The sequence below is a fragment of the Paenibacillus sp. FSL R5-0914 genome (genome assembly GCF_038004525.1).
Taxonomy (GTDB): Bacteria; Bacillota; Bacilli; order Paenibacillales; family Paenibacillaceae; genus Paenibacillus_AQ.
Map to the genome: position 1 here is coordinate 1963931 of NZ_JBBORH010000001.1, position 17433 is coordinate 1981363.

The following is a 17433-nucleotide window of genomic DNA, read 5'->3' on the forward strand; positions in this document are numbered from 1 at the left end:
GGTTATTAGTATTCTTAAATAGGGCCAGCAAGATAACAGCCTCCTTTTGTCCGGGCGTAGAATTGAATGTAGGCACTTCGGATAAAGCTTTTATTATAGATTGAAGCAAAAGGCTACTTTTTATCCGTTCTTGTCTAAAGGTACCAGTAAATTCTTCGCCGGAATCGAAGTTGAGATGCCCTGCATATTTCACAAAAACAGGCAATTGTAAAGCGCACATGGTATAATATGAGGCAGCATCTTTCATCTGCAGCATCACATTCAGGAGGAAGCGGGGTTTATTATTTTGACGAATAAAACAGCAAAGCAGCCTAAGCCGGATTGGATTAGAATCAAGCTAACTACCGGTGATAACTATCAGGAAATCAAGAGCATGATGCGTTCTAAAACTTTACATACCGTATGTGAAGAAGCTAGGTGTCCGAATATTTATGAATGCTGGGCAAATCGAACGGCTACCTTTATGATTCTTGGTGATATATGTACTCGCGCATGCCGTTTCTGCGCTGTGAATACAGGGTTGCCGACAGAGCTGGACCTGCAGGAGCCTGAACGTGTAGCAGAAGCTGCAGAGGGAATGAACCTTCGCCATTGCGTGGTGACCAGTGTGGCCCGTGATGATCTTGCGGATGGTGGCGCTCAGATTTTTGCTGAGACGGTAGCGGCAATTCGTAAACGCCTTCCGTTATGTAGTGTTGAAGTATTGATTCCAGATTTCCTGGGAGAACGGAATAGTCTAGAGATTGTTATGAACAGTAATCCAGACATTCTTAACCATAACATTGAGACGGTGGAACGGATGTCAGACCGTGTACGGGCTAAAGCGAAGTATCGCCGTTCGATGGAACTGCTGCGCAGAGCTAAGGAAATGAAGCCGGATATTCCTACCAAATCAAGCATTATGCTTGGAGTCGGTGAAGAGTGGGATGAGATTTTACAAGCAATGGATGATTTACGAGCCGTAAATTGTGATATATTGACTTTAGGACAATACTTGCAGCCTTCTCCAAAGCATTTGAATGTGGAGAAATATTATCCACCAGAGGAATTTGCGCTGCTTAAGGAAGAGGGATTGAAGCGTGGCTTTAGCCATGTGGAATCAGCTCCGCTTGTTCGCAGCTCTTATCGTGCGCATGAGCAGGTGAAATCTGCCGCTCAAGCTCGTGAGGAGCGCACGGTTTCTTCTAGTTAATTTTTTTGAAATAGTGACAAAGTCACAAAAAGGTTTTATTAAGGAGAGGGTTGAAGGAGCGATAGCATTCTGAAACACTCAGCCCATAGGTTACACATAAAAAAACGTTGATTTGAGTCATTGGAGAGAAATGTTGGAGCTGTAGGAGCGTAGCGTTCGCCTTTGTTGATTAATTTCACCGCTGATGCGGTTCAAATAGAAGAAATTAATCAACAACAGCGACCGAAAGCCCAATATTTCTCGGAAATGACGGCATAATCAACGAAAATACTTTCCTTCGAAAGGCAGGCGACAAAAGGTTTGATCGTTATAGGCGGAAAAGGCTACGAACTAATGTTAGATCATAAGGATGGTTGGAATCCGGAGGCGTTTCGCGGAAGATATAGCGAAGTGCTGGAAAGATACGACTACATTATTGGTGACTGGGGTTACAGTCAGCTGCGTTTGAAAGGTTTTTATCGGGACAACCACCCAAAGGTGAATCGGGATACAGCGATTTCTGGCATGGTCGATTATATTAATGAATATTGCAATTTTGGCTGCGCATATTTTGTGTTGCATAAGTTAAAAGAGGTACCACAAGAAGGTTTGTTCAAGGATATTCTGATCAAAGAAATACCAGAGCCGAGTGAGGAAGAAGATTCGGAGCTAGAAGCTGAAGATAATGATGGAGCGGCTATAGATAAAGAGCTCTCCTCTAAAGAAACATCATCTAAGCAAGGTTCGAATTCATCTGCTGCATTTAAAGAGATGACTTCTGCTAAGGATAGACCTCTGAGAGAACATCAAAGCCGAAATCACCGGGGTAAAGATTCGCAAGGGAAGAAATCCAAAAAGGAATTTCAAAGCAGACCACCACAAGGTCAATCCCAAAAACCCCAAAACACACAAAAGCCTCAAAATAATCAAAATACACAAAACACACAAAACACACAAAACATAGAAAATCCACAATCGTAACGATGAAAGCTGACCATAAGTAGAGTCCTTCTACGAATGAGACAGCTTTTTTCTTTTGAATAGATATGCACAAATAATAAAGGCAGCAAACCCCATCTCTGGAGAATTGCTGCCTTTTCTTATGGATTTATTTTATAGATAATTTCAATTGCTTCTGTGTAGCATTGTAACTCCATACGAGTGCCGGAAACTTCTTCTTAAAGGCATTTAATTCAATGTAGGTCTCACCATTCTGAGATAGCGCCTCTTTGGAGGAAAGCGTAAAGCCGGTAGATGTGCCTGTTCCGCTCTTTACGATGACCTTCTTGTTCTTCGCATCCCAGGTGATCTCGCCCTCGACAAGCGCAGCCAGCACCAGCGATGAAGCATAAGTTTTATCGCCCTGCTTCACAAGACCAACATTACCAGCAAAAGGAACCCCGTTGATATTTAAGATATGATGATCTCCGGTGACTTCTAAAGTCTTCATTCCAGCAATCTGCAGGGCAGTAATCAACTGTGCAGTTTTCCCTTTTACCTCAATATCCGGTGCGAGACCGATGTGATTAAAGTCTTCTTTTTTAGGTGTTAGATATTTCTGCGTGGTCAATTTCAGCATGTCGCCATTAGACACTGGAAGTAGGCTTTGAATACGCGCTTTGCCGTAAGAACGAGTGCCTACAACAGTAGCCAGCTTGTTGTCGCGCAGGGCGCCCGTAAGAGCTTCTGACGCACTTGCAGTGTATTCGTTGGTTAGAATTACGACGGGCACACCGATTTTGCTGCCACTAGTAATCGTTACAGGAGTTAACGCGCCACTTTGATCAGAGGTATACATCATGATGCCTTTATCCATAAAACTAGAGGCAATGTTGTATGCCGAATCCATGTAGCCACCCAAGTTATCACGTAAATCAAGCACCATGGATTTCATTCCCGCTGTACGCATCTTCTTCAGCATAGCGGCGAATTCTTCATCAGAATTCTGTGTGAAACCACTTAGCGAAATATAGGCAATCTTCGGACCAATGAGGGTTCCAAAAACGGAAGTCGAGTTCAATTCATTTCGGGTGACAACATAAGATTTTGTGACACCATTTCTGAGGATCAGCAGGGTGACCTTAGTGCCCGCGGCTCCACTTAGTTCCGAATCATCCGTTTCGTCAACAGGTATTCCGTTGATTTTGAGAATCGTATCGCCGCGTTTCAAGCCTGCCTTTTCAGAAGGAGAACCTGGAGAGATTTCTTCGATGTAGAGCTCTGTTGGCGTATATTGAAGTTTAACACCGATGCCAACGTATTCGAGATCAACCGCATGTTCAAATTGCGCCGCTTCCTCGGAATTGAAGTATTGGCTGTATGGATCATCCAGTGTGTTCACCATGCCGTCAATTGCTCCGCGAATCAAAATATCTTTATCTACATCTGAAAGATTATAGTTCTCCAATAGCTTCATTACTTCATTAATAAGATCACTGTTGTCTGTGGAAGCTTTAGCGGCATCTGCAGCGGAAGCCAGTGGAGCAAATGTAATAGATAAAGCTAGACAGCTGGTTAACAGTGCACTTATTATTTTTTTTGATTTCATGGAATCAAACACCCTTTTTATTAGGATTTCACAAGTTTATTGTAGATGCTATATGTGTCATCGATTGTCCATACACCAGTATCCGACTTGGATAGAATATAGATAAGGCCTTGCTCATAAGTCTCCTCTTCACTAGCTTCCTTGTCTTTGCTTTCTACATATATAGCAGCTTCTTTGGCACTGTAATAATAAATATTTGAAATGCCTGGAGTATAGGTAATATCATACGAAGCAAAGAAATCATCCAAATCTGCCTTGAGAGAGGAATCATATTCTTCTCCATATGAAGTCATCGTGGAAAGAACTGCTGTAGGATTCTGTTCGTTCATTGCTTGATAATACTTGCTAATAGTACCTTTGATGGCATCCGCATCGTTTTGAGGGATGTTGGCTGCTGGTTTTATACCTTGTTCATGAGTAAGGAGAACGGTCGAGCTTTGGGATTCCACGGATGAAATCTTCCAGCTTCCGTTCTTGCGGACCAGGGTATATACGTATTCATTCTCTGTATCTGGAGTATAAGTCCCACCTATTCTGCGTGAACTTTCAAGCGTATACACAGTGGCTTCGTCAGCTGTAATGTCGAGGATTTCCAAGCTATCAATAGTATTCTTTATGTCAAAAGCTTTAAAAGATTCATTGAGTTCGGCCACTGATTCCGTGTAAGAGTACTCCGGATCCATAAGGGAGTAGAAGCTAGTCGCTTTTTCTTCATTGAAATATTGATTAGACAAACGGATTAATGCTGTAATGGCTGCTTCGTCCTTACCTTTGGAGACAGGAGTAGTAATTTGTACACTTCTACTGGTAGAATTCCAGACAGCTGTGCCCCCGGTTGCCTCTGCGATAAAACGCAAAGGGATGTATGTAGTGCCGGCTGAGGAAACTGGTGCAGTGGTTAGTTTTTTAACGGTTCCGTTAACAGTAGCGCGGTTACTGCCAATTTTGAGGGTAATCGCAAGATTTGAACTTTTTCCTGTTACCGTTCCAGTTTTGGCATCCCAGAGAACTTGAAGTCCAAGCTTCTCAAAGACAACCCGGAAAGGTACAAGTACAGAATTGTTCGCTAAGTATGGGGATCCAGCGGTGAAGGAAACCTTACTTCCGTTAATATAAACATCAATTGGTTTCGATGCTGCAAAAGCCGGGACCGCAAGTATGAGGGCCAGTAGACTTATGCTTAAGAGGGATAAAAATCTTTTCAACAGTACTCTCTCCTTTTATGTAACTCTTTGTAAAATAGCCTCATTATACCATTTGGCTTCTCTCTCAGTCTATCAGTTGGTGTTAGTTTTGTCACACAAAAAAGCCGGAGAAATGGATATCTCCAGCCACTGAAAATCGTTGGATCGAAGGTTAATCTTAAACTAAAAAAGCTTCACGTACACGGTTCCAGAACGGAAAAGGACGGTACCTGGCGAAACTGACCTTCTTGTCCGATACTTGGCAGCGTACTGAAATCAGATCATCTACTGGGATATTGTTATGATCTATCGTGAGTAGTAAGCGCTGATCCTTACATGAAAGAATATCGCAATGGTGATGCTTCGGCAGTAGTAATGGCGACCCCATTGTTCGAAATACGCGGTTGTTAATTGAGGCGATTTCGGCAATCTGCAGCGCTTCTATAGATGGGTGAACCATGGCTCCCCCAAGGCTTTTGTTATAGGCCGTGCTACCAGAAGGAGTAGAAATACAAAGCCCATCACCCCGGAACATTTCGAAGGTAACATCATTGATGTCAACTTGAATCATTATAGTTCCATCTACCCCTTTAAGGGTAAATTCATTTAGGGCAATGTGGGACGAAGAACCGGATTTCTTGTGAATTTCCAGCTCAAGCAACGGATATTTCACGATACGAGGTTTCTGAGGCTCAGAATCCTCGGTTCCGCACATGTAGTCGATTAAGGTGGGTAGCTCTTCCGCTTGCCAGTCCGCATAGAAGCCTAAGTGTCCTGTGTGCACACCTACGAAGGCTAGATTGGGGATTTGATCGATAAAGGTATGAAAAGCGTGCAGCATTGTGCCGTCTCCGCCAATAGAGATGACGATTTCGGGAGACTCGGCATCCAGTTGCAGGTCCCGCTCCGCCGCCAGCTTGTGAAACTGCTCGGCAAGTTTGATTGATAGTTCATCACCGCGGTCCAGAACATAATATCTCAAGATGTACAGGCTCCTTTTGTATAATTCAGTCATACACCGATCATAATCAATCTTGACCCGGAACACAATATGTTAATCAACTTCGCCGTACCCATCGAATCATTGTCATGAATACAGGGATAAGCAGTGAGACTAGAATTGCAGCAGTTAATAATAGACTCAGCAGGGCGAGGCTTGCCGTGATCCCTGAGGCAGAAGGAGTAAAGGCAGCAGAGGCTGGTAATGATACCCATGTGGTAGACAGCCCTGTGTTCATCACAGGGTTCCAGAGCAGCAAGACCAATCCTGATGCGAGTATGGCGTGAATTAGCCGTGCAGTCAAAAATGGCAGATACCGCAGCCCGGTACCGTTCAGAATACTTGCCACCTGGGCATGTACAGATAATCCGCCCCAAGAGAGAATGAAGGCAGCTGCCGCTACCTTGAACTGAAGCGGGATGGAAGCTGCGGCTTCACCTGCTGAACGGGCACCGATTGTCACCTCAAAGAATCCGCTAATGAGAGCCTGAGCTAGTTCTGGAGGACCACCTACAAGGGACACAAGATGTCCGGTCATGTTAAAAAGGGAGGATAGGATACCGGCACGGGCTAGCAGTTCCATTAGCACATTGAAGAATACAACCAAACCGCCTACGACAATAATAAGCTTTAGCGAGGACTGGATTGCTCCCTTTAATAGCTCCCCAAAGCTCCGTCCATCTTTGCGCCGAGCCTCCTCCATGGCAAGAAGTGCTGCATGGATTCTTCCAAAACCTTTTTTGGCTGGAACAGAGAGGGCAGTAGAACTAGTTATGGATGGGTCTTGGGAGGGGGATCTCTGTTCTTTGCGTCCATGGAACGACATTAGCAAGCCAACAATCAAACCGCTCCCATAGTGGGCGAGGGCTAGGATGAGCCCCAACGATGCGTCTCGAAAGAAACCAACGGATACTGCACCTAACAGAAAGATTGGGTCAGAGGAGGTTGTGAAAGCGACTAATCGTTCGCCCTCTACTCTGCTAATCAGATTCTGTTCCCGCAGCTTAGCGGTTAATTTAGCGCCAACAGGATATCCTGATACATATCCCATCGCAGCGACAAACCCGCCGCTACCTGGTATACCAAAAAGAGGGCGCATCAATGGATCGAGCAGTGCACCGAAGAGATGAACGATCCCTAGGCCTAGCATGATTTCGGATATGACGAAGAATGGAAATAGGGAGGGGAATAACACATCCCACCAGATGGCCAGGCCTCGTAAGGCTGCGCCAAGGGATGCCTCCGGATGAAGCAACATCAGCAGCATACAGCCTGCCAATGTTAATCCCAGCAGTGGGCCGCCAATCTTTTTAAAAGTCATAATTAACGCCTCCTGATCTATGGTTAGATGTATGCGAAAAGAAGGACAAACAGCACAAAAAAAATAAAGGAAGCGGTTACATAATTCGGTGCTTTTTCGTTCGGAATATGATATTATGTAAATAAGAAATGCACCCTCTGTTACAAGAATAAATGGGATGGAGTGATGGCGATGAGCGTTGTAGCCGGAGTTCTCGTTTGTGCTTTTGTATATGTGATCCGGGTCTCTCTCGTCCCTTCAGGTGATGAAGAATTTCGGACCTACTGACAATAACCTCCAGGCGCTAAACTATAGTTTAGCGTCTTTTTTCTGCCGTTTAGGGGCACTTTCGACGGATATCCGAGCCGTGCTTTTTTTTGGTATAATAAAGTAAGAAACGTTTCATTAATATGGAAGAGAGCTGGTAACCTCAATGAATCCAAATGAGAGTATATATGAGAACCTAGGAGGAGCTGAGGCGCTACATCGTTTGGTGGAAGTGTTCTATGCCAAAGTGCAGCTTCATCCGCAGCTGGGTCCGTTATTTCCTGAAGACATTTCTCCTGTTCTGGAGAAGCAGTATCAATTCCTGACACAGTTTTTTGGCGGTGGCCCATTGTATTCAGAACTGCATGGACATCCCATGATGAGAGCAAGGCATATGCATATTCCCATTACTCCAGAACGTGCTGAAGAATGGTTGCAGTGTATGAAAGAGGCGCTTGAGGAGACCGGCGTAGAAGAGCCGCTACGTTCGTTCGTGCTTAGCCGTCTTGCAGGTCCCGCACATCATTTTGTTAACATGCCCCAGGAATAATAAGGGACAGGTTGATCCTGAAAGGAATGAGAGTACTTGCCAGAGTTAATACCCCTATATTCTATTAAGGTCAAATGTTGCAATTGTGAACATGAATTTTCAACCTCTCGCGTACGCCCTAGCCTAAAAAAGGCTATCCGCCGCGATGCTGATTTTTGCGCATATTACAAAAACGAGAATCCGGATTATTATGTTGTACGTGTCTGCCCGAGTTGTGGGTTTGCCTCTACAGAAAATTCAGCGGACAAGCTGACGGATCTGCAGCGAAAAGCATTTAATGAACAGGTAGGAAAACGATGGAAGAGCCGTGACTTTGGGGATAAACGAAGCTGGGAAACTGCACTTGAGACCTATAAACTGGCGCTTTTATGCGCTCAAAGTATTAACGATAAGGATCGAATTATTGCAAGTCTGCTTCATCACATTGCCTGGTTGTATCGATATCAAGGGAATACGGAACAGGAACAACGCTTTTTGCGCTATTCATTAGCTGAATATGTGAAGGTATACGAAAAAGACGGAATAGCTGGCAATGATGCCCGGCTCATGTATCTTATCGGCGAACTTAACCGGCGCATCGGAGAGTTCTCTGTGGCTGTAATGTGGTTCTCACGCCTGATTAATGATCAGAAGATTATGGATGCTGCGATGATTCGAGCTGCCAGGGAGCAGTGGGTTGTGCTAAGAGAGCAAATGCGCGGCGAAGCTGTAGATATTGATGCCGATGGATTGCCTTCAGGTTCTTAAAGCTTCACGAACAACAAAAAGCGCAGAAGAGAGTAATGCTCTCGTCTGCGCTTTATAAAAATGGTAAGATTGGGATTTAGATGACCTTCTATTTATCGGACTGCCCGATCGAATAGGAGGTAATCTCCGTCGTTATCTACAACTGTGGGACTGGCGCTGCAACATGGGAAGACAAGTAGTTTTTTCTTGCCGTCACGAACGATTTGCAACTCTTTTGGCTTCATAGGGAGAAGAACATTCTCCGAGTTGCAGAACGGGCAATACTGCACATACATATCGCCTAAAATAATGTCATAAGGCCAGGTATGACTAAAAGGAATCATTGTGAATCCTTCCCAGAAGGAGACTCTTCATTTCCATCCTCAGCTTGCGGTGAATTCTGCTTTTTGGATAGCTCAGCTATTTTTTGTAGCAAAATATGTTGGGGCATATGCATCAAGTGTTCCAGTGGAACGCCTAGTTGCTTGGATAACGTTATGGCTGTTTCCGGTGAAATTTGTAGTGGCTTCATATGGATGCCCTCCTAAAGTTTATCGGCTATGAATGTTCCGGTATCGTTATTCACTTTACCACGGTGTTAATTCAATTACAAAGAAAACGAAATGAGAGCAAAGGAATGGTGAGAAGACATGAAACAACCATTATCACTGACTTGGGAACTTGATTCCATATTTCCTGGAGGATCGTCCTCTACTGAGTTAGAAAGCTTTTTAAAGAATCTTGAACAAGATATTGCAGCCTTACAGGGTCTGGTGAAGAATGCTGTAGCTCCAACGGATGTTGAATCTACAAAGGCGCTGGACGAGGTTATAGAACTGCTTCAGAGCTGTTCAGGAAGACTTGTGGAGGTCTCTTCCTTCGCAGACTGTCTGGGCGCTCAGAATCAAATGGACAAAGGTGCGGTAAGACTGGCGGCTCGAGTGACAAGTATGCGTGCCGGATTCGAAGGCATTAGCTCACAATTCAGTAATGTGCTTCGTCAGACTACAGACAAGGTATGGGCAGAGTGGATGGCACGTCCGGAGATTGCTCCATTAACGTTCGTGCTGAGCGAGAGCCGTGACTTGGCCCGTGAGAAGATGAGTCCAGAGTTGGAAAGCTTAGCGCTAGAACTAGCCGTTGACGGATATCATGGATGGAGCGGGCACTATGATACGATTGTAAGCTCGATTAAGATCCCATTTGAGGATGAAGAAGGAACAAAGCTGCTCTCCGCAGGTCAAGCTTTTAACAAGCTGGATGATCCAGATCCGAAAGTACGTCAATCCATGTTCCATAAATGGGAAGAAGCATGGACCGAAGCAGCAGATAACTGTGCGGATACCTTGAATCACTTAGCAGGCTTCCGTCTGAAGCTCTATAAAGGAAGAGGTTGGGAAGATATTCTGAAAGATCCGCTAAGCATCAATCGTATGTCACAAGATACTTTGAATGCGATGTGGGACGTGATTACGAATAGCAAGCCTGCACTCGTGACCTATCTTCAGCGTAAAGCTAAGCTGCTTGGACTGGATGCTCTTTCCTGGGTAGATGTCGAAGCGCCAGTGGGTAAATCTTCAGGTAAAATCCCATATGATCAGGCCGCTAAAGATATCGTTACCCAGTTCCGCAAATTTAGTCCGAAGATGGCAGAGTTTGCAGAGCGTGCTTTTGATAATAACTGGATTGAGGTTGAGGATCGTCCGGGAAAACGTCCTGGAGGTTTCTGTACATCCTTCCCTGAGAGTAAGGAATCGCGGATTTTCATGACTTATAGCGGTACAACTTCCAATGTTTCAACCTTGGCACATGAGCTGGGACATGCTTATCATTCTTACTTGCTGGATGATCAACCTGTATTTAATCAGAACTACGCTATGAACGTTGCAGAGACTGCTTCAACCTTCGCAGAGGTCATTGTATCTGACGCTCAGGTTAAAGCCGCTGGCAACGCTGAAGAGAAACTGGCGTTGCTTGAAACGAAAATTCAAAACAGCGTAGCTTTCTTTATGAACATTCACGCTCGGTTCTTATTCGAGACTCGTTTTTATGAGAAACGTAAGGAAGGCCTTGTAAATGCTGAGGAGCTGTCTGAATTGATGGTGGAAGCACAGAAGGAAGCCTTCTGTGGGGTGCTTTCGGAATACCATCCTCATTTCTGGGCTTCTAAACTGCATTTTTATATCACAGATGTGCCGTTCTATAACTTCCCTTACACCGTTGGCTACATGTTCAGCACAGGCTTGTATCGACTGGCTCTGCAAGAAGGAGCGTCCTTTGCAGACAAATACGATAGCTTGTTGCAAGATACTGGTGTGATGACTTTAGAGGATTTGGTACTTAAGCATCTGGGTGTGGATCTTACGAAGCCGGACTTCTGGCAAGGCGCTACAGATCTGATTGTAGCTGACATTAATGAGTTCTTGGAGATGACGGAGCAATTAGTTTGAAAAAGTCTAAACTAAGACAAATTTAGCGGTAGAAAAAACAACAATTTTTCAGCATGAACACGCAAAAGTCCCTGATACAGGGGCTTTTTTTAATGATAAAATGTCGAAAAATCACGATTTATAAAAAGAAATATGCGATTAATCTATGGATTTCGCGCATCTATAGGGATAATAACCCAATTTTGCCGAATAATGTTGTTTGCCATTTGTTAGTAACCTATAATGAGTCTTAAGCCTTATATAAGGCACGCTAGAGTCCCACTTGGCTGAACTCACAAAAATAAGCAAGCGCTTACGAAGTCAGTTCTGCGAAGTGCACTCAAATCAAGCTATGCTCACAAAACTTTTAGGAGGAGAAGTAATGCTTAAGACGGAACAATTATCATTAGCGAGACAGATGGATATGGTGTTTAAGGAGCTGCAGGAAGAATTATCGGGATTAACTTCTGGTACGGTTTTTGTGCAAATACGAAATAACATGATCGGAAAATTCGGGATACGACATAATCCTCTTTTTGGGCGAAGCGGGGGATTCACTGATGCAAAAGAAGGGATGACAGATGGACAACAGTCTTCTTTTCGACTAATGGCACTGGAAAGCCTGAAATACAAGCGGCGTTGGACGCATGGTGAGATTTCTTATGAATTCGCCATTAGACAGGGAATGGTGATTGTAGATGCTACATTGGAGTCCAATTATAATATGGCGAATCTAATGATTCGATCACCTCGTAATGCCTTTGCTGAAAGTTCCGAACAGTTTTTTGGTTAAGCGTTGTTTACATAAAATTTCAATAATTGTGAAAATCAAAAACCCTCCCACAGCTTCAGAAAGAAGTGTGAGAGGGCTCGAAAGCTACTCGACTTTAGGCTTTATGCTTGATATCGCCCTAGCCGGATAAAACACTTAAGATAACGTTGTTACTGACGACCAGACAGTTGTTGTTCTGCCAGTTGTACTAGACGTTTAGTGATGTAACCGCCCAGAGAACCAGTTTCGCGAGAAGTGTAGTTCCCGTAATAACCGTCAGCTGGGATCGTTACTCCAAGCTCCTGTGCTGCTTCATATTTCAACTGTTGCAATGCCGCAGTTGCTTGAGGAACGACCAGGTTATTGGAACGGCTGCTACGACCTTGACCTGCTTGACCCATGTGTGTCACCTCCTTCGCCCGTTGTGAAGATAGTATGAGCGCTAAGAGGTTAATTCATGCATCACTTCGAAAGGTTTTAAGGATGGTAATTATTAGTGAAATAAAAGTGAGGATAGAAATCCTTTATTACTAGGGATTACACAAAAAAATCGGTCTTCCCTTACGTAATCGCAAGGCAAGACCGATATAATGTATATCTGCTTTAAATCTCAGGATAGATCATTTCCAGCACGGTGGATAGATTCTGACTCTGACCGGGTTCTACCGTTAAAAGACCTGTGAAGGAAGCATCCTCGGATACATTCGGTGCATTCGCGAGCCATGTATAGGGCTCAATACACAGAAATTGATCAGCCGGTCCTTTGGTATATAGCACCCAGTGACGGAATAGATTCTCGTCAGCAGTATAACGAAGGCCATAACCATCATCGCGTAATAATAAGGCTTCTACAGGCTGTTTTTCTCCAATACGTAGAGCAGTATCAAAATTAGTTCCCTGCATGTTCATTCCGGTGTTCAAGGCTTCCAGATCACCAAGTGGAATCAGATTGCCGCTAGGGAGCAATTCATCGTTCAGTTCATAAATACTATTTACTGGGAGCTTAAGATTCCAGCGCTCAGGTTCTCCATCAATCATAAACCAGGTGTGATAACCGATCCCAAAAGGAATTCGATGATCTCCAAGATTTGTAACCTTTAAAGTTTGGGTAAATCGGGCTTCCTGAAGCCTAAACGTCATTTCGAATTTAAGTGGGATAGGGAATTGCTCCATCCAGTGAGGATCATCTTCCGTTCGGAATTCAGTAGTGACCGCGCAACCATCCTCATCTTCTTCAATATCGCTGACACACCAAGCCTGAGTTCGGTGTAGACCATGAATATGATTGTCATTAGCGGTATTCTGGTCAAATTGATAACTTGTACCCTCGAACTGAAATTGGCCCTTGCGAATTCTTCCGGGTGGAATTAATAGCGGCATGCCAAAATGGTAAGGTTTTTGCATAAAGAAAGCTTGATCGCTTTCATCAGGCCGCCGTAGAATTTCCCGTTGTTTCTTGACATCAAACAATGAAATCACGTTATTTCCTAGTCGCGGCAAAAGCGTGACTTCCAGTTCACGGCTGTGCAAAATATAAGTATCATAACCGCCCCACTGCCCTTTGGTCACCTGTTTCATGAGATATGCTCCTTTATCGTAACTGTAATCGAATAGAACATGGATAACCTTATCATAACAGATTTATACGGTAGTGGTTAAGTGATTTGACAACTTCTCTTTATGGTTCTATGATGAAGGCATTAATTCATGATGATAATGTGATGACGGGGACAAGTAGGCAGGTATTGCACCTTCAGAAAGCCGGTGGTTGATGCGAACCGGTAGGACAAACCTGATGAATGGACCCCTGAGCGCCGAGCTTGAACGGGAGCTAAATGCCCTAGTAGACCGGCCGGATCTTCCCCGTTAACGGAAGACTAAGGCTGTTTTCTTCTTGTCTAAACAAGATTAAGCAGCGAATAAGGGTGGCACCACGGTCTCACGTCCCTTGCGGATGGGGCTTTTTTTGCGTTCTCGGAAACTTAGAAATGACATCAAACGGAGGTCTATATTATGAAAAAAGTAATGTCAGGCATTCAGCCAAGCGGTTCACTTACACTGGGGAACTACATTGGAGCACTGAAAAATTTTGTGAAGCTGCAAGATGATCATCAATGTTTCTTTATGGTTGTCGATATGCATGCAATCACTGTAGCACAAGATCCTGCGGCACTTCGTGAGCAGTCAGAGTCCGTAGCGGCCCTCTTTATTGCAGCAGGAATTGATCCTGCACGTTCTAATGTCTATATGCAGTCGCACGTGCCACAACACGCTGAACTGGGCTGGATCATGACGACACTTACAGCAATGGGCGAGCTGGAGCGTATGACCCAGTTTAAAGATAAATCATCAGGTAAAGATTCTGTTGGCGCTGGTTTATTCGTCTATCCTTCCTTGATGGCAGCAGATATTCTTGTTTATAATGCGGATCTTGTGCCAGTTGGAGAAGATCAGAAACAACATTTGGAGCTGACTCGTGATTTAGCTGGCCGCTTCAATAATCGTTTTGGCGAATTCTTTACCATTCCGGAGCCGTACATTCCAGAGGTGGGTGCACGTATTATGTCTCTGGATGATGGCACCAAAAAAATGAGCAAGAGCAGTGCTAACGCAGGCAGCTACATTGCTCTGTTAGATTCACCGGACGTAATCCGTAAAAAAATCAGCCGTGCAACGACTGATTCAGGACGTGAAGTAATTTTTGATCCAGCTAATAAGCCAGAGATCAGTAATTTGATGAGTATTTATTCCGAATGTTCTGGAATGACACTGGGGCAAATTGCCGATCGTTATGAAGGGCAAATGTATGGCGGCTTTAAGAAAGATCTTGCTGAAGTGGTTGTAACTACGCTTGAGCCTTTACAACAAAGATATAATGAAATTCGTAGCTCGGGTGCGATCACAGATATTCTTGCAGAAGGTGCTGATCGTGCGCGCATTGTTGCAACAGAGACGCTGAATGGAGTTAAAGAGCGAATGGGATTTCTGCCAGCTCGTTAATCTAATCAACGCTTAGGCTTTCCTGTTTGCGTCTGATCTTGGCCTTGAGGATAAATCCCCAGCCAATATTCATAACACAGAGAAATCCGAGCAGAAGTGCCAACCAAAAGCTATAACTGATCGCGATTGAAGCGGCAGTAAGAATAAGAATAGAAGAACAAGCGAACCAAAGTGAAAGTCCTTTACCCATTAAGAGAGCCTTCCTTTCTATGTCTGCTAAAATGAATCCCGGAGTATGATGATAATACTCCGGGATTTTTTGTGATTATAGAATAGATCTCTGCGTAAGTCTACAGTTTCATCGTAAAGAACCAGGGTCAATGGAAAATCGTTTGTCGAGCTTCTCGCTGCTAAGCCAACCTACATAAGTATTTAAAGGTCGATATTGATTGTCCATCACTAATACAGCCACAAATGGGTATTGTTTGCGATGTAAATAACGTACGTCCCCCCAGCGAACCATATATCCTGAAGGAAGTTCCTCGACTTCGGCTACTGCATAAGAGGTGAAGTATAGAAAGGACTGAATATCAGGGTGCGACTTGGATATCTCCACAGCGGGATGAGTCGAGCATACAGCATGTTTGAACCATTCCAGTCGGTTATTGACTAACTGCCCAACATCATAGCTACCATCTTTTTTCACTTTTACTACGTTCCAGCGCTTTAGTGAAATTGTAGGGATTACAATATAACGTTCGCCGGCACTATGATGTAAATCCTTAAGCTTAATATTACGCGTGAGACGTGCGTGAACGACGGTTCTCCAAATATAATAAAGAATAGTACAGGCATACAGCGTAATAAATAAAGGTTGCGGTGGAACGATACCGGTGATCCAGAGAAGGATGGCTGCGATATGGCTACCAAATATAAATGGATCAAAAATGTGGATGATGTTCCATGCAATCCATTTCTCCGTGAATGGACGTGCAGCCTGAGTGCCATAGGTATTAAATAGATCAGAAAATACGTGAACACCTACACCAATGAAGCTCCAGAGCGCAATATGGCTTAGAGCTTGGAAATCAGTAAAACCAAATAAGGGCCCTAACACGAAGGAAATCAGCGCGGGCCACAGAATTAGAAAGGGTAGGGAATGTGTGATTCCTCGGTGATTTCGAATATACATTGCATTGTCCTTCAGTCGAAGCGCAGTATCGGCATCAGGAGCCTGAGAGGCGAGCACTGTTGCCAGCATAACAGCCCCGGCCAGTTTCGGATCAGAAGCAACGATGGGATCAACGAAGGAAAGCCCAGCTAAGCCTAGGCCCATAACTAAATGTGTAGCAGTATCCATTGGTCAGTTCTCCTTTGTTGTTCGGAAGTTCTCTATTTAATAATTACCCAAATACAGCTCTGGTTATTAAGGGGATTGAAATAAATACAAAATAAATATTGTCACGTAATTGTCGAATTCATGAACTTACTGTTCCATGACTGTCAAAGTCTTCACGGGTTTGTTATGATAAAGTTAACAGCGAAGTTAAAAAAACTTCGGTTAGAACGTTACATGTTCGTTTAGAAGGAGGATCATTAGGTGTGGACAATCATATAACATTTCAAGCTTCTTCCGACTCTGCAGCCATGTCTGCAAAATCTCCACCGGAAGGTGCTAGCTGGCGTGATTTCATTGCAGTAACAAAACCCGGTATTATCCGATCTAACCTTATTGCGGCCTTTGCGGGATATTGGCTGGCCTCGGGTTGGGATGTTCATTACGGCAGATTAGTTCTGACTCTGCTCGGTACAATGCTGGTTATGGCTTCAGCCTGCGTTTTTAATAACTATTTCGACCGGGATCTGGACATGAAGATGGAAAGAACCCGTGAACGGGGGCTTCCTACAGGACGACTGAAACCAAACACTGTATTATTATACGCCATTGGGCTTGGTATTGCAGGTTTGATCGTGCTGTTTGCTTTTTCAGGTATGCTTGCCGGTCTGTTTGGAATTGTTGGCATGTTCGTTTACGTAGTAGTATACACGCTTTGGTTGAAGCGGACATCAACATGGAGCACCTCCGTAGGTGCGATTTCTGGAGCAATGCCCCCGGTAATTGGTTATGTTGCGGTTTCAGGAACGGTTGATCTAGGCGCTTGGCTGATCTTTGCCATGTTGTTTCTATGGCAACCCCCTCACTTCTGGGCGTTGGGCATTAGACGTAAAGAAGAATATAGAGCGGCAGGATTTCCATTACTACCTGTAGTTAAAGGAACGCGACGTACGAAGTTTCAGATGATTCCTTATGTAGCCCTTTTGCTGCCTATTCCAGTGTTAATGTACGCCTATGATTACGCAGGCATATTTTTTCTAATCATTTCATCAGCGTTGTCCTTGGCTTGGTTAGTATTGACCTTGATGGGCTTTAAGGCTAAAGATGATGAAGTCTGGGCGAAGAAGAATTTCCTCTTCTCCATTAACTACCTGACAGTTAGTTTGATCGTACTTGTATTGAATACGATTCACGGTTAAGAAGAGGGAGG

General features: G+C 44.1%; 18 protein-coding genes and 1 other annotated feature. Of the genes, 8 read left to right on the forward strand and 10 right to left on the reverse strand.

Annotation, left to right across the window (positions count from 1 at the left end):
* Window positions 1-286: 286 nt before the first annotated feature.
* Window positions 287-1192, forward strand: coding sequence for a lipoyl synthase (gene lipA / locus MKX60_RS08640; RefSeq protein WP_042191639.1), 906 nt, complete (start codon window positions 287-289; stop codon window positions 1190-1192).
* A 333-nt stretch (window positions 1193-1525) separates the two neighbouring features.
* The gene (locus tag MKX60_RS08645; protein ID WP_081383019.1) at window positions 1526-2152 is read left to right on the forward strand and encodes a YutD family protein; all 627 of its coding nucleotides are present in this window, start codon (window positions 1526-1528) and stop codon (window positions 2150-2152) included.
* Window positions 2153-2279: 127 nt separating this feature from the next.
* On the opposite strand, the gene MKX60_RS08650 is transcribed toward MKX60_RS08645, so the two are convergent.
* The 4 genes from MKX60_RS08650 to ylbJ all read right to left on the reverse strand — a co-directional run bounded on the left by MKX60_RS08650 (window position 2280) and on the right by ylbJ (window position 7224).
* Complete coding sequence (locus MKX60_RS08650) at window positions 2280-3719, reverse strand: S41 family peptidase (protein ID WP_076285267.1); 1440 nt, start codon at window positions 3717-3719, stop codon at window positions 2280-2282.
* A gap of 20 nt (window positions 3720-3739) precedes the next feature.
* On the reverse strand, window positions 3740-4924 hold the full coding sequence (locus MKX60_RS08655; RefSeq protein ID WP_339267067.1) for a stalk domain-containing protein: 1185 nt from the start codon (window positions 4922-4924) through the stop codon (window positions 3740-3742).
* Between the two features lie 157 nt (window positions 4925-5081).
* Window positions 5082-5885, reverse strand: a complete 804-nt coding sequence (locus tag MKX60_RS08660; protein ID WP_042191633.1) for an NAD kinase — start codon at window positions 5883-5885, stop codon at window positions 5082-5084.
* 76 nt (window positions 5886-5961) lie between these two features.
* Window positions 5962-7224 (reverse strand): sporulation integral membrane protein YlbJ, encoded by a 1263-nt coding sequence (ylbJ, locus tag MKX60_RS08665; protein WP_341059526.1) that lies wholly within the window; start codon window positions 7222-7224, stop codon window positions 5962-5964.
* A gap of 412 nt (window positions 7225-7636) precedes the next feature.
* On the opposite strand from ylbJ, the gene MKX60_RS08670 reads away from it, so the two are divergent.
* Together MKX60_RS08670 and MKX60_RS08675 are read left to right on the forward strand one after the other, a co-directional pair.
* Window positions 7637-8020 carry a globin domain-containing protein gene (locus MKX60_RS08670; RefSeq protein ID WP_042191628.1) on the forward strand — a complete coding sequence of 128 codons (384 nt, stop codon included), beginning with the start codon at window positions 7637-7639 and terminating at the stop codon, window positions 8018-8020.
* A 36-nt stretch (window positions 8021-8056) separates the two neighbouring features.
* On the forward strand, window positions 8057-8767 hold the full coding sequence (locus MKX60_RS08675) for a DUF2225 domain-containing protein (protein ID WP_076285264.1): 711 nt from the start codon (window positions 8057-8059) through the stop codon (window positions 8765-8767).
* Between the two features lie 92 nt (window positions 8768-8859).
* On the opposite strand, the gene MKX60_RS08680 is transcribed toward MKX60_RS08675, so the two are convergent.
* Together MKX60_RS08680 and MKX60_RS08685 are read right to left on the reverse strand one after the other, a co-directional pair.
* Window positions 8860-9090 (reverse strand): hypothetical protein, encoded by a 231-nt coding sequence (locus MKX60_RS08680; RefSeq protein ID WP_042130921.1) that lies wholly within the window; start codon window positions 9088-9090, stop codon window positions 8860-8862.
* Window positions 9087-9278 (reverse strand): YycC family protein, encoded by a 192-nt coding sequence (locus tag MKX60_RS08685; RefSeq protein WP_042130920.1) that lies wholly within the window; start codon window positions 9276-9278, stop codon window positions 9087-9089. The genes MKX60_RS08680 and MKX60_RS08685 overlap by 4 nt, the downstream gene beginning before the upstream one ends.
* Before the next feature lie 118 nt (window positions 9279-9396).
* Between MKX60_RS08685 and MKX60_RS08690 the strand changes: the two genes are divergently transcribed.
* Window positions 9397-11196: a M3 family oligoendopeptidase gene (locus MKX60_RS08690; protein ID WP_341059527.1), complete on the forward strand. Its 1800-nt coding sequence runs from the start codon at window positions 9397-9399 to the stop codon at window positions 11194-11196.
* Between the two features lie 361 nt (window positions 11197-11557).
* Complete coding sequence (locus MKX60_RS08695) at window positions 11558-11968, forward strand: O-methyltransferase (RefSeq protein ID WP_341059528.1); 411 nt, start codon at window positions 11558-11560, stop codon at window positions 11966-11968.
* Between the two features lie 149 nt (window positions 11969-12117).
* On the opposite strand, the gene MKX60_RS08700 is transcribed toward MKX60_RS08695, so the two are convergent.
* The gene (locus tag MKX60_RS08700; protein ID WP_042130917.1) at window positions 12118-12348 is read right to left on the reverse strand and encodes an alpha/beta-type small acid-soluble spore protein; all 231 of its coding nucleotides are present in this window, start codon (window positions 12346-12348) and stop codon (window positions 12118-12120) included.
* A 202-nt stretch (window positions 12349-12550) separates the two neighbouring features.
* A complete protein-coding gene (locus MKX60_RS08705; protein ID WP_076300354.1) occupies window positions 12551-13525 on the reverse strand; it encodes an aldose 1-epimerase in 975 nt (324 codons plus the stop codon).
* 134 nt (window positions 13526-13659) lie between these two features.
* Window positions 13660-13899 (forward strand) — a binding site (T-box leader).
* A 61-nt stretch (window positions 13900-13960) separates the two neighbouring features.
* On the opposite strand from MKX60_RS08705, the gene trpS reads away from it, so the two are divergent.
* The gene (gene trpS, locus MKX60_RS08710) at window positions 13961-14947 is read left to right on the forward strand and encodes a tryptophan--tRNA ligase (RefSeq protein ID WP_341059529.1); all 987 of its coding nucleotides are present in this window, start codon (window positions 13961-13963) and stop codon (window positions 14945-14947) included.
* A gap of 1 nt (window position 14948) precedes the next feature.
* Here the strand turns inward: trpS and MKX60_RS08715 are convergent, their stop codons facing one another.
* Window positions 14949-15137: a hypothetical protein gene (locus MKX60_RS08715; protein ID WP_234539791.1), complete on the reverse strand. Its 189-nt coding sequence runs from the start codon at window positions 15135-15137 to the stop codon at window positions 14949-14951.
* Window positions 15138-15245: 108 nt separating this feature from the next.
* Complete coding sequence (locus MKX60_RS08720; protein ID WP_341059530.1) at window positions 15246-16247, reverse strand: metal-dependent hydrolase; 1002 nt, start codon at window positions 16245-16247, stop codon at window positions 15246-15248.
* A 242-nt stretch (window positions 16248-16489) separates the two neighbouring features.
* Between MKX60_RS08720 and cyoE the strand changes: the two genes are divergently transcribed.
* Window positions 16490-17422 (forward strand): heme o synthase, encoded by a 933-nt coding sequence (gene cyoE / locus MKX60_RS08725; RefSeq protein ID WP_042191612.1) that lies wholly within the window; start codon window positions 16490-16492, stop codon window positions 17420-17422.
* Window positions 17423-17433: the final 11 nt, after the last annotated feature.

Coding starts and splice junctions, on each gene's coding strand:
- MKX60_RS08705 (WP_076300354.1), bottom strand. CDS start 13,525: ATGAAACAGGTGACCAAAGGGCAGTGGGGCGGTTATGATACTTATATT.
- MKX60_RS08720 (WP_341059530.1), bottom strand. CDS start 16,247: ATGGATACTGCTACACATTTAGTTATGGGCCTAGGCTTAGCTGGGCTT.
- ylbJ (WP_341059526.1), bottom strand. CDS start 7,224: ATGACTTTTAAAAAGATTGGCGGCCCACTGCTGGGATTAACATTGGCA.
- trpS (WP_341059529.1), top strand. CDS start 13,961: ATGAAAAAAGTAATGTCAGGCATTCAGCCAAGCGGTTCACTTACACTG.
- MKX60_RS08715 (WP_234539791.1), bottom strand. CDS start 15,137: ATGGGTAAAGGACTTTCACTTTGGTTCGCTTGTTCTTCTATTCTTATT.
- MKX60_RS08690 (WP_341059527.1), top strand. CDS start 9,397: ATGAAACAACCATTATCACTGACTTGGGAACTTGATTCCATATTTCCT.
- MKX60_RS08680 (WP_042130921.1), bottom strand. CDS start 9,090: ATGATTCCTTTTAGTCATACCTGGCCTTATGACATTATTTTAGGCGAT.
- MKX60_RS08685 (WP_042130920.1), bottom strand. CDS start 9,278: ATGAAGCCACTACAAATTTCACCGGAAACAGCCATAACGTTATCCAAG.
- MKX60_RS08695 (WP_341059528.1), top strand. CDS start 11,558: ATGCTTAAGACGGAACAATTATCATTAGCGAGACAGATGGATATGGTG.
- MKX60_RS08670 (WP_042191628.1), top strand. CDS start 7,637: ATGAATCCAAATGAGAGTATATATGAGAACCTAGGAGGAGCTGAGGCG.
- MKX60_RS08700 (WP_042130917.1), bottom strand. CDS start 12,348: ATGGGTCAAGCAGGTCAAGGTCGTAGCAGCCGTTCCAATAACCTGGTC.
- MKX60_RS08645 (WP_081383019.1), top strand. CDS start 1,526: ATGTTAGATCATAAGGATGGTTGGAATCCGGAGGCGTTTCGCGGAAGA.
- MKX60_RS08650 (WP_076285267.1), bottom strand. CDS start 3,719: ATGAAATCAAAAAAAATAATAAGTGCACTGTTAACCAGCTGTCTAGCT.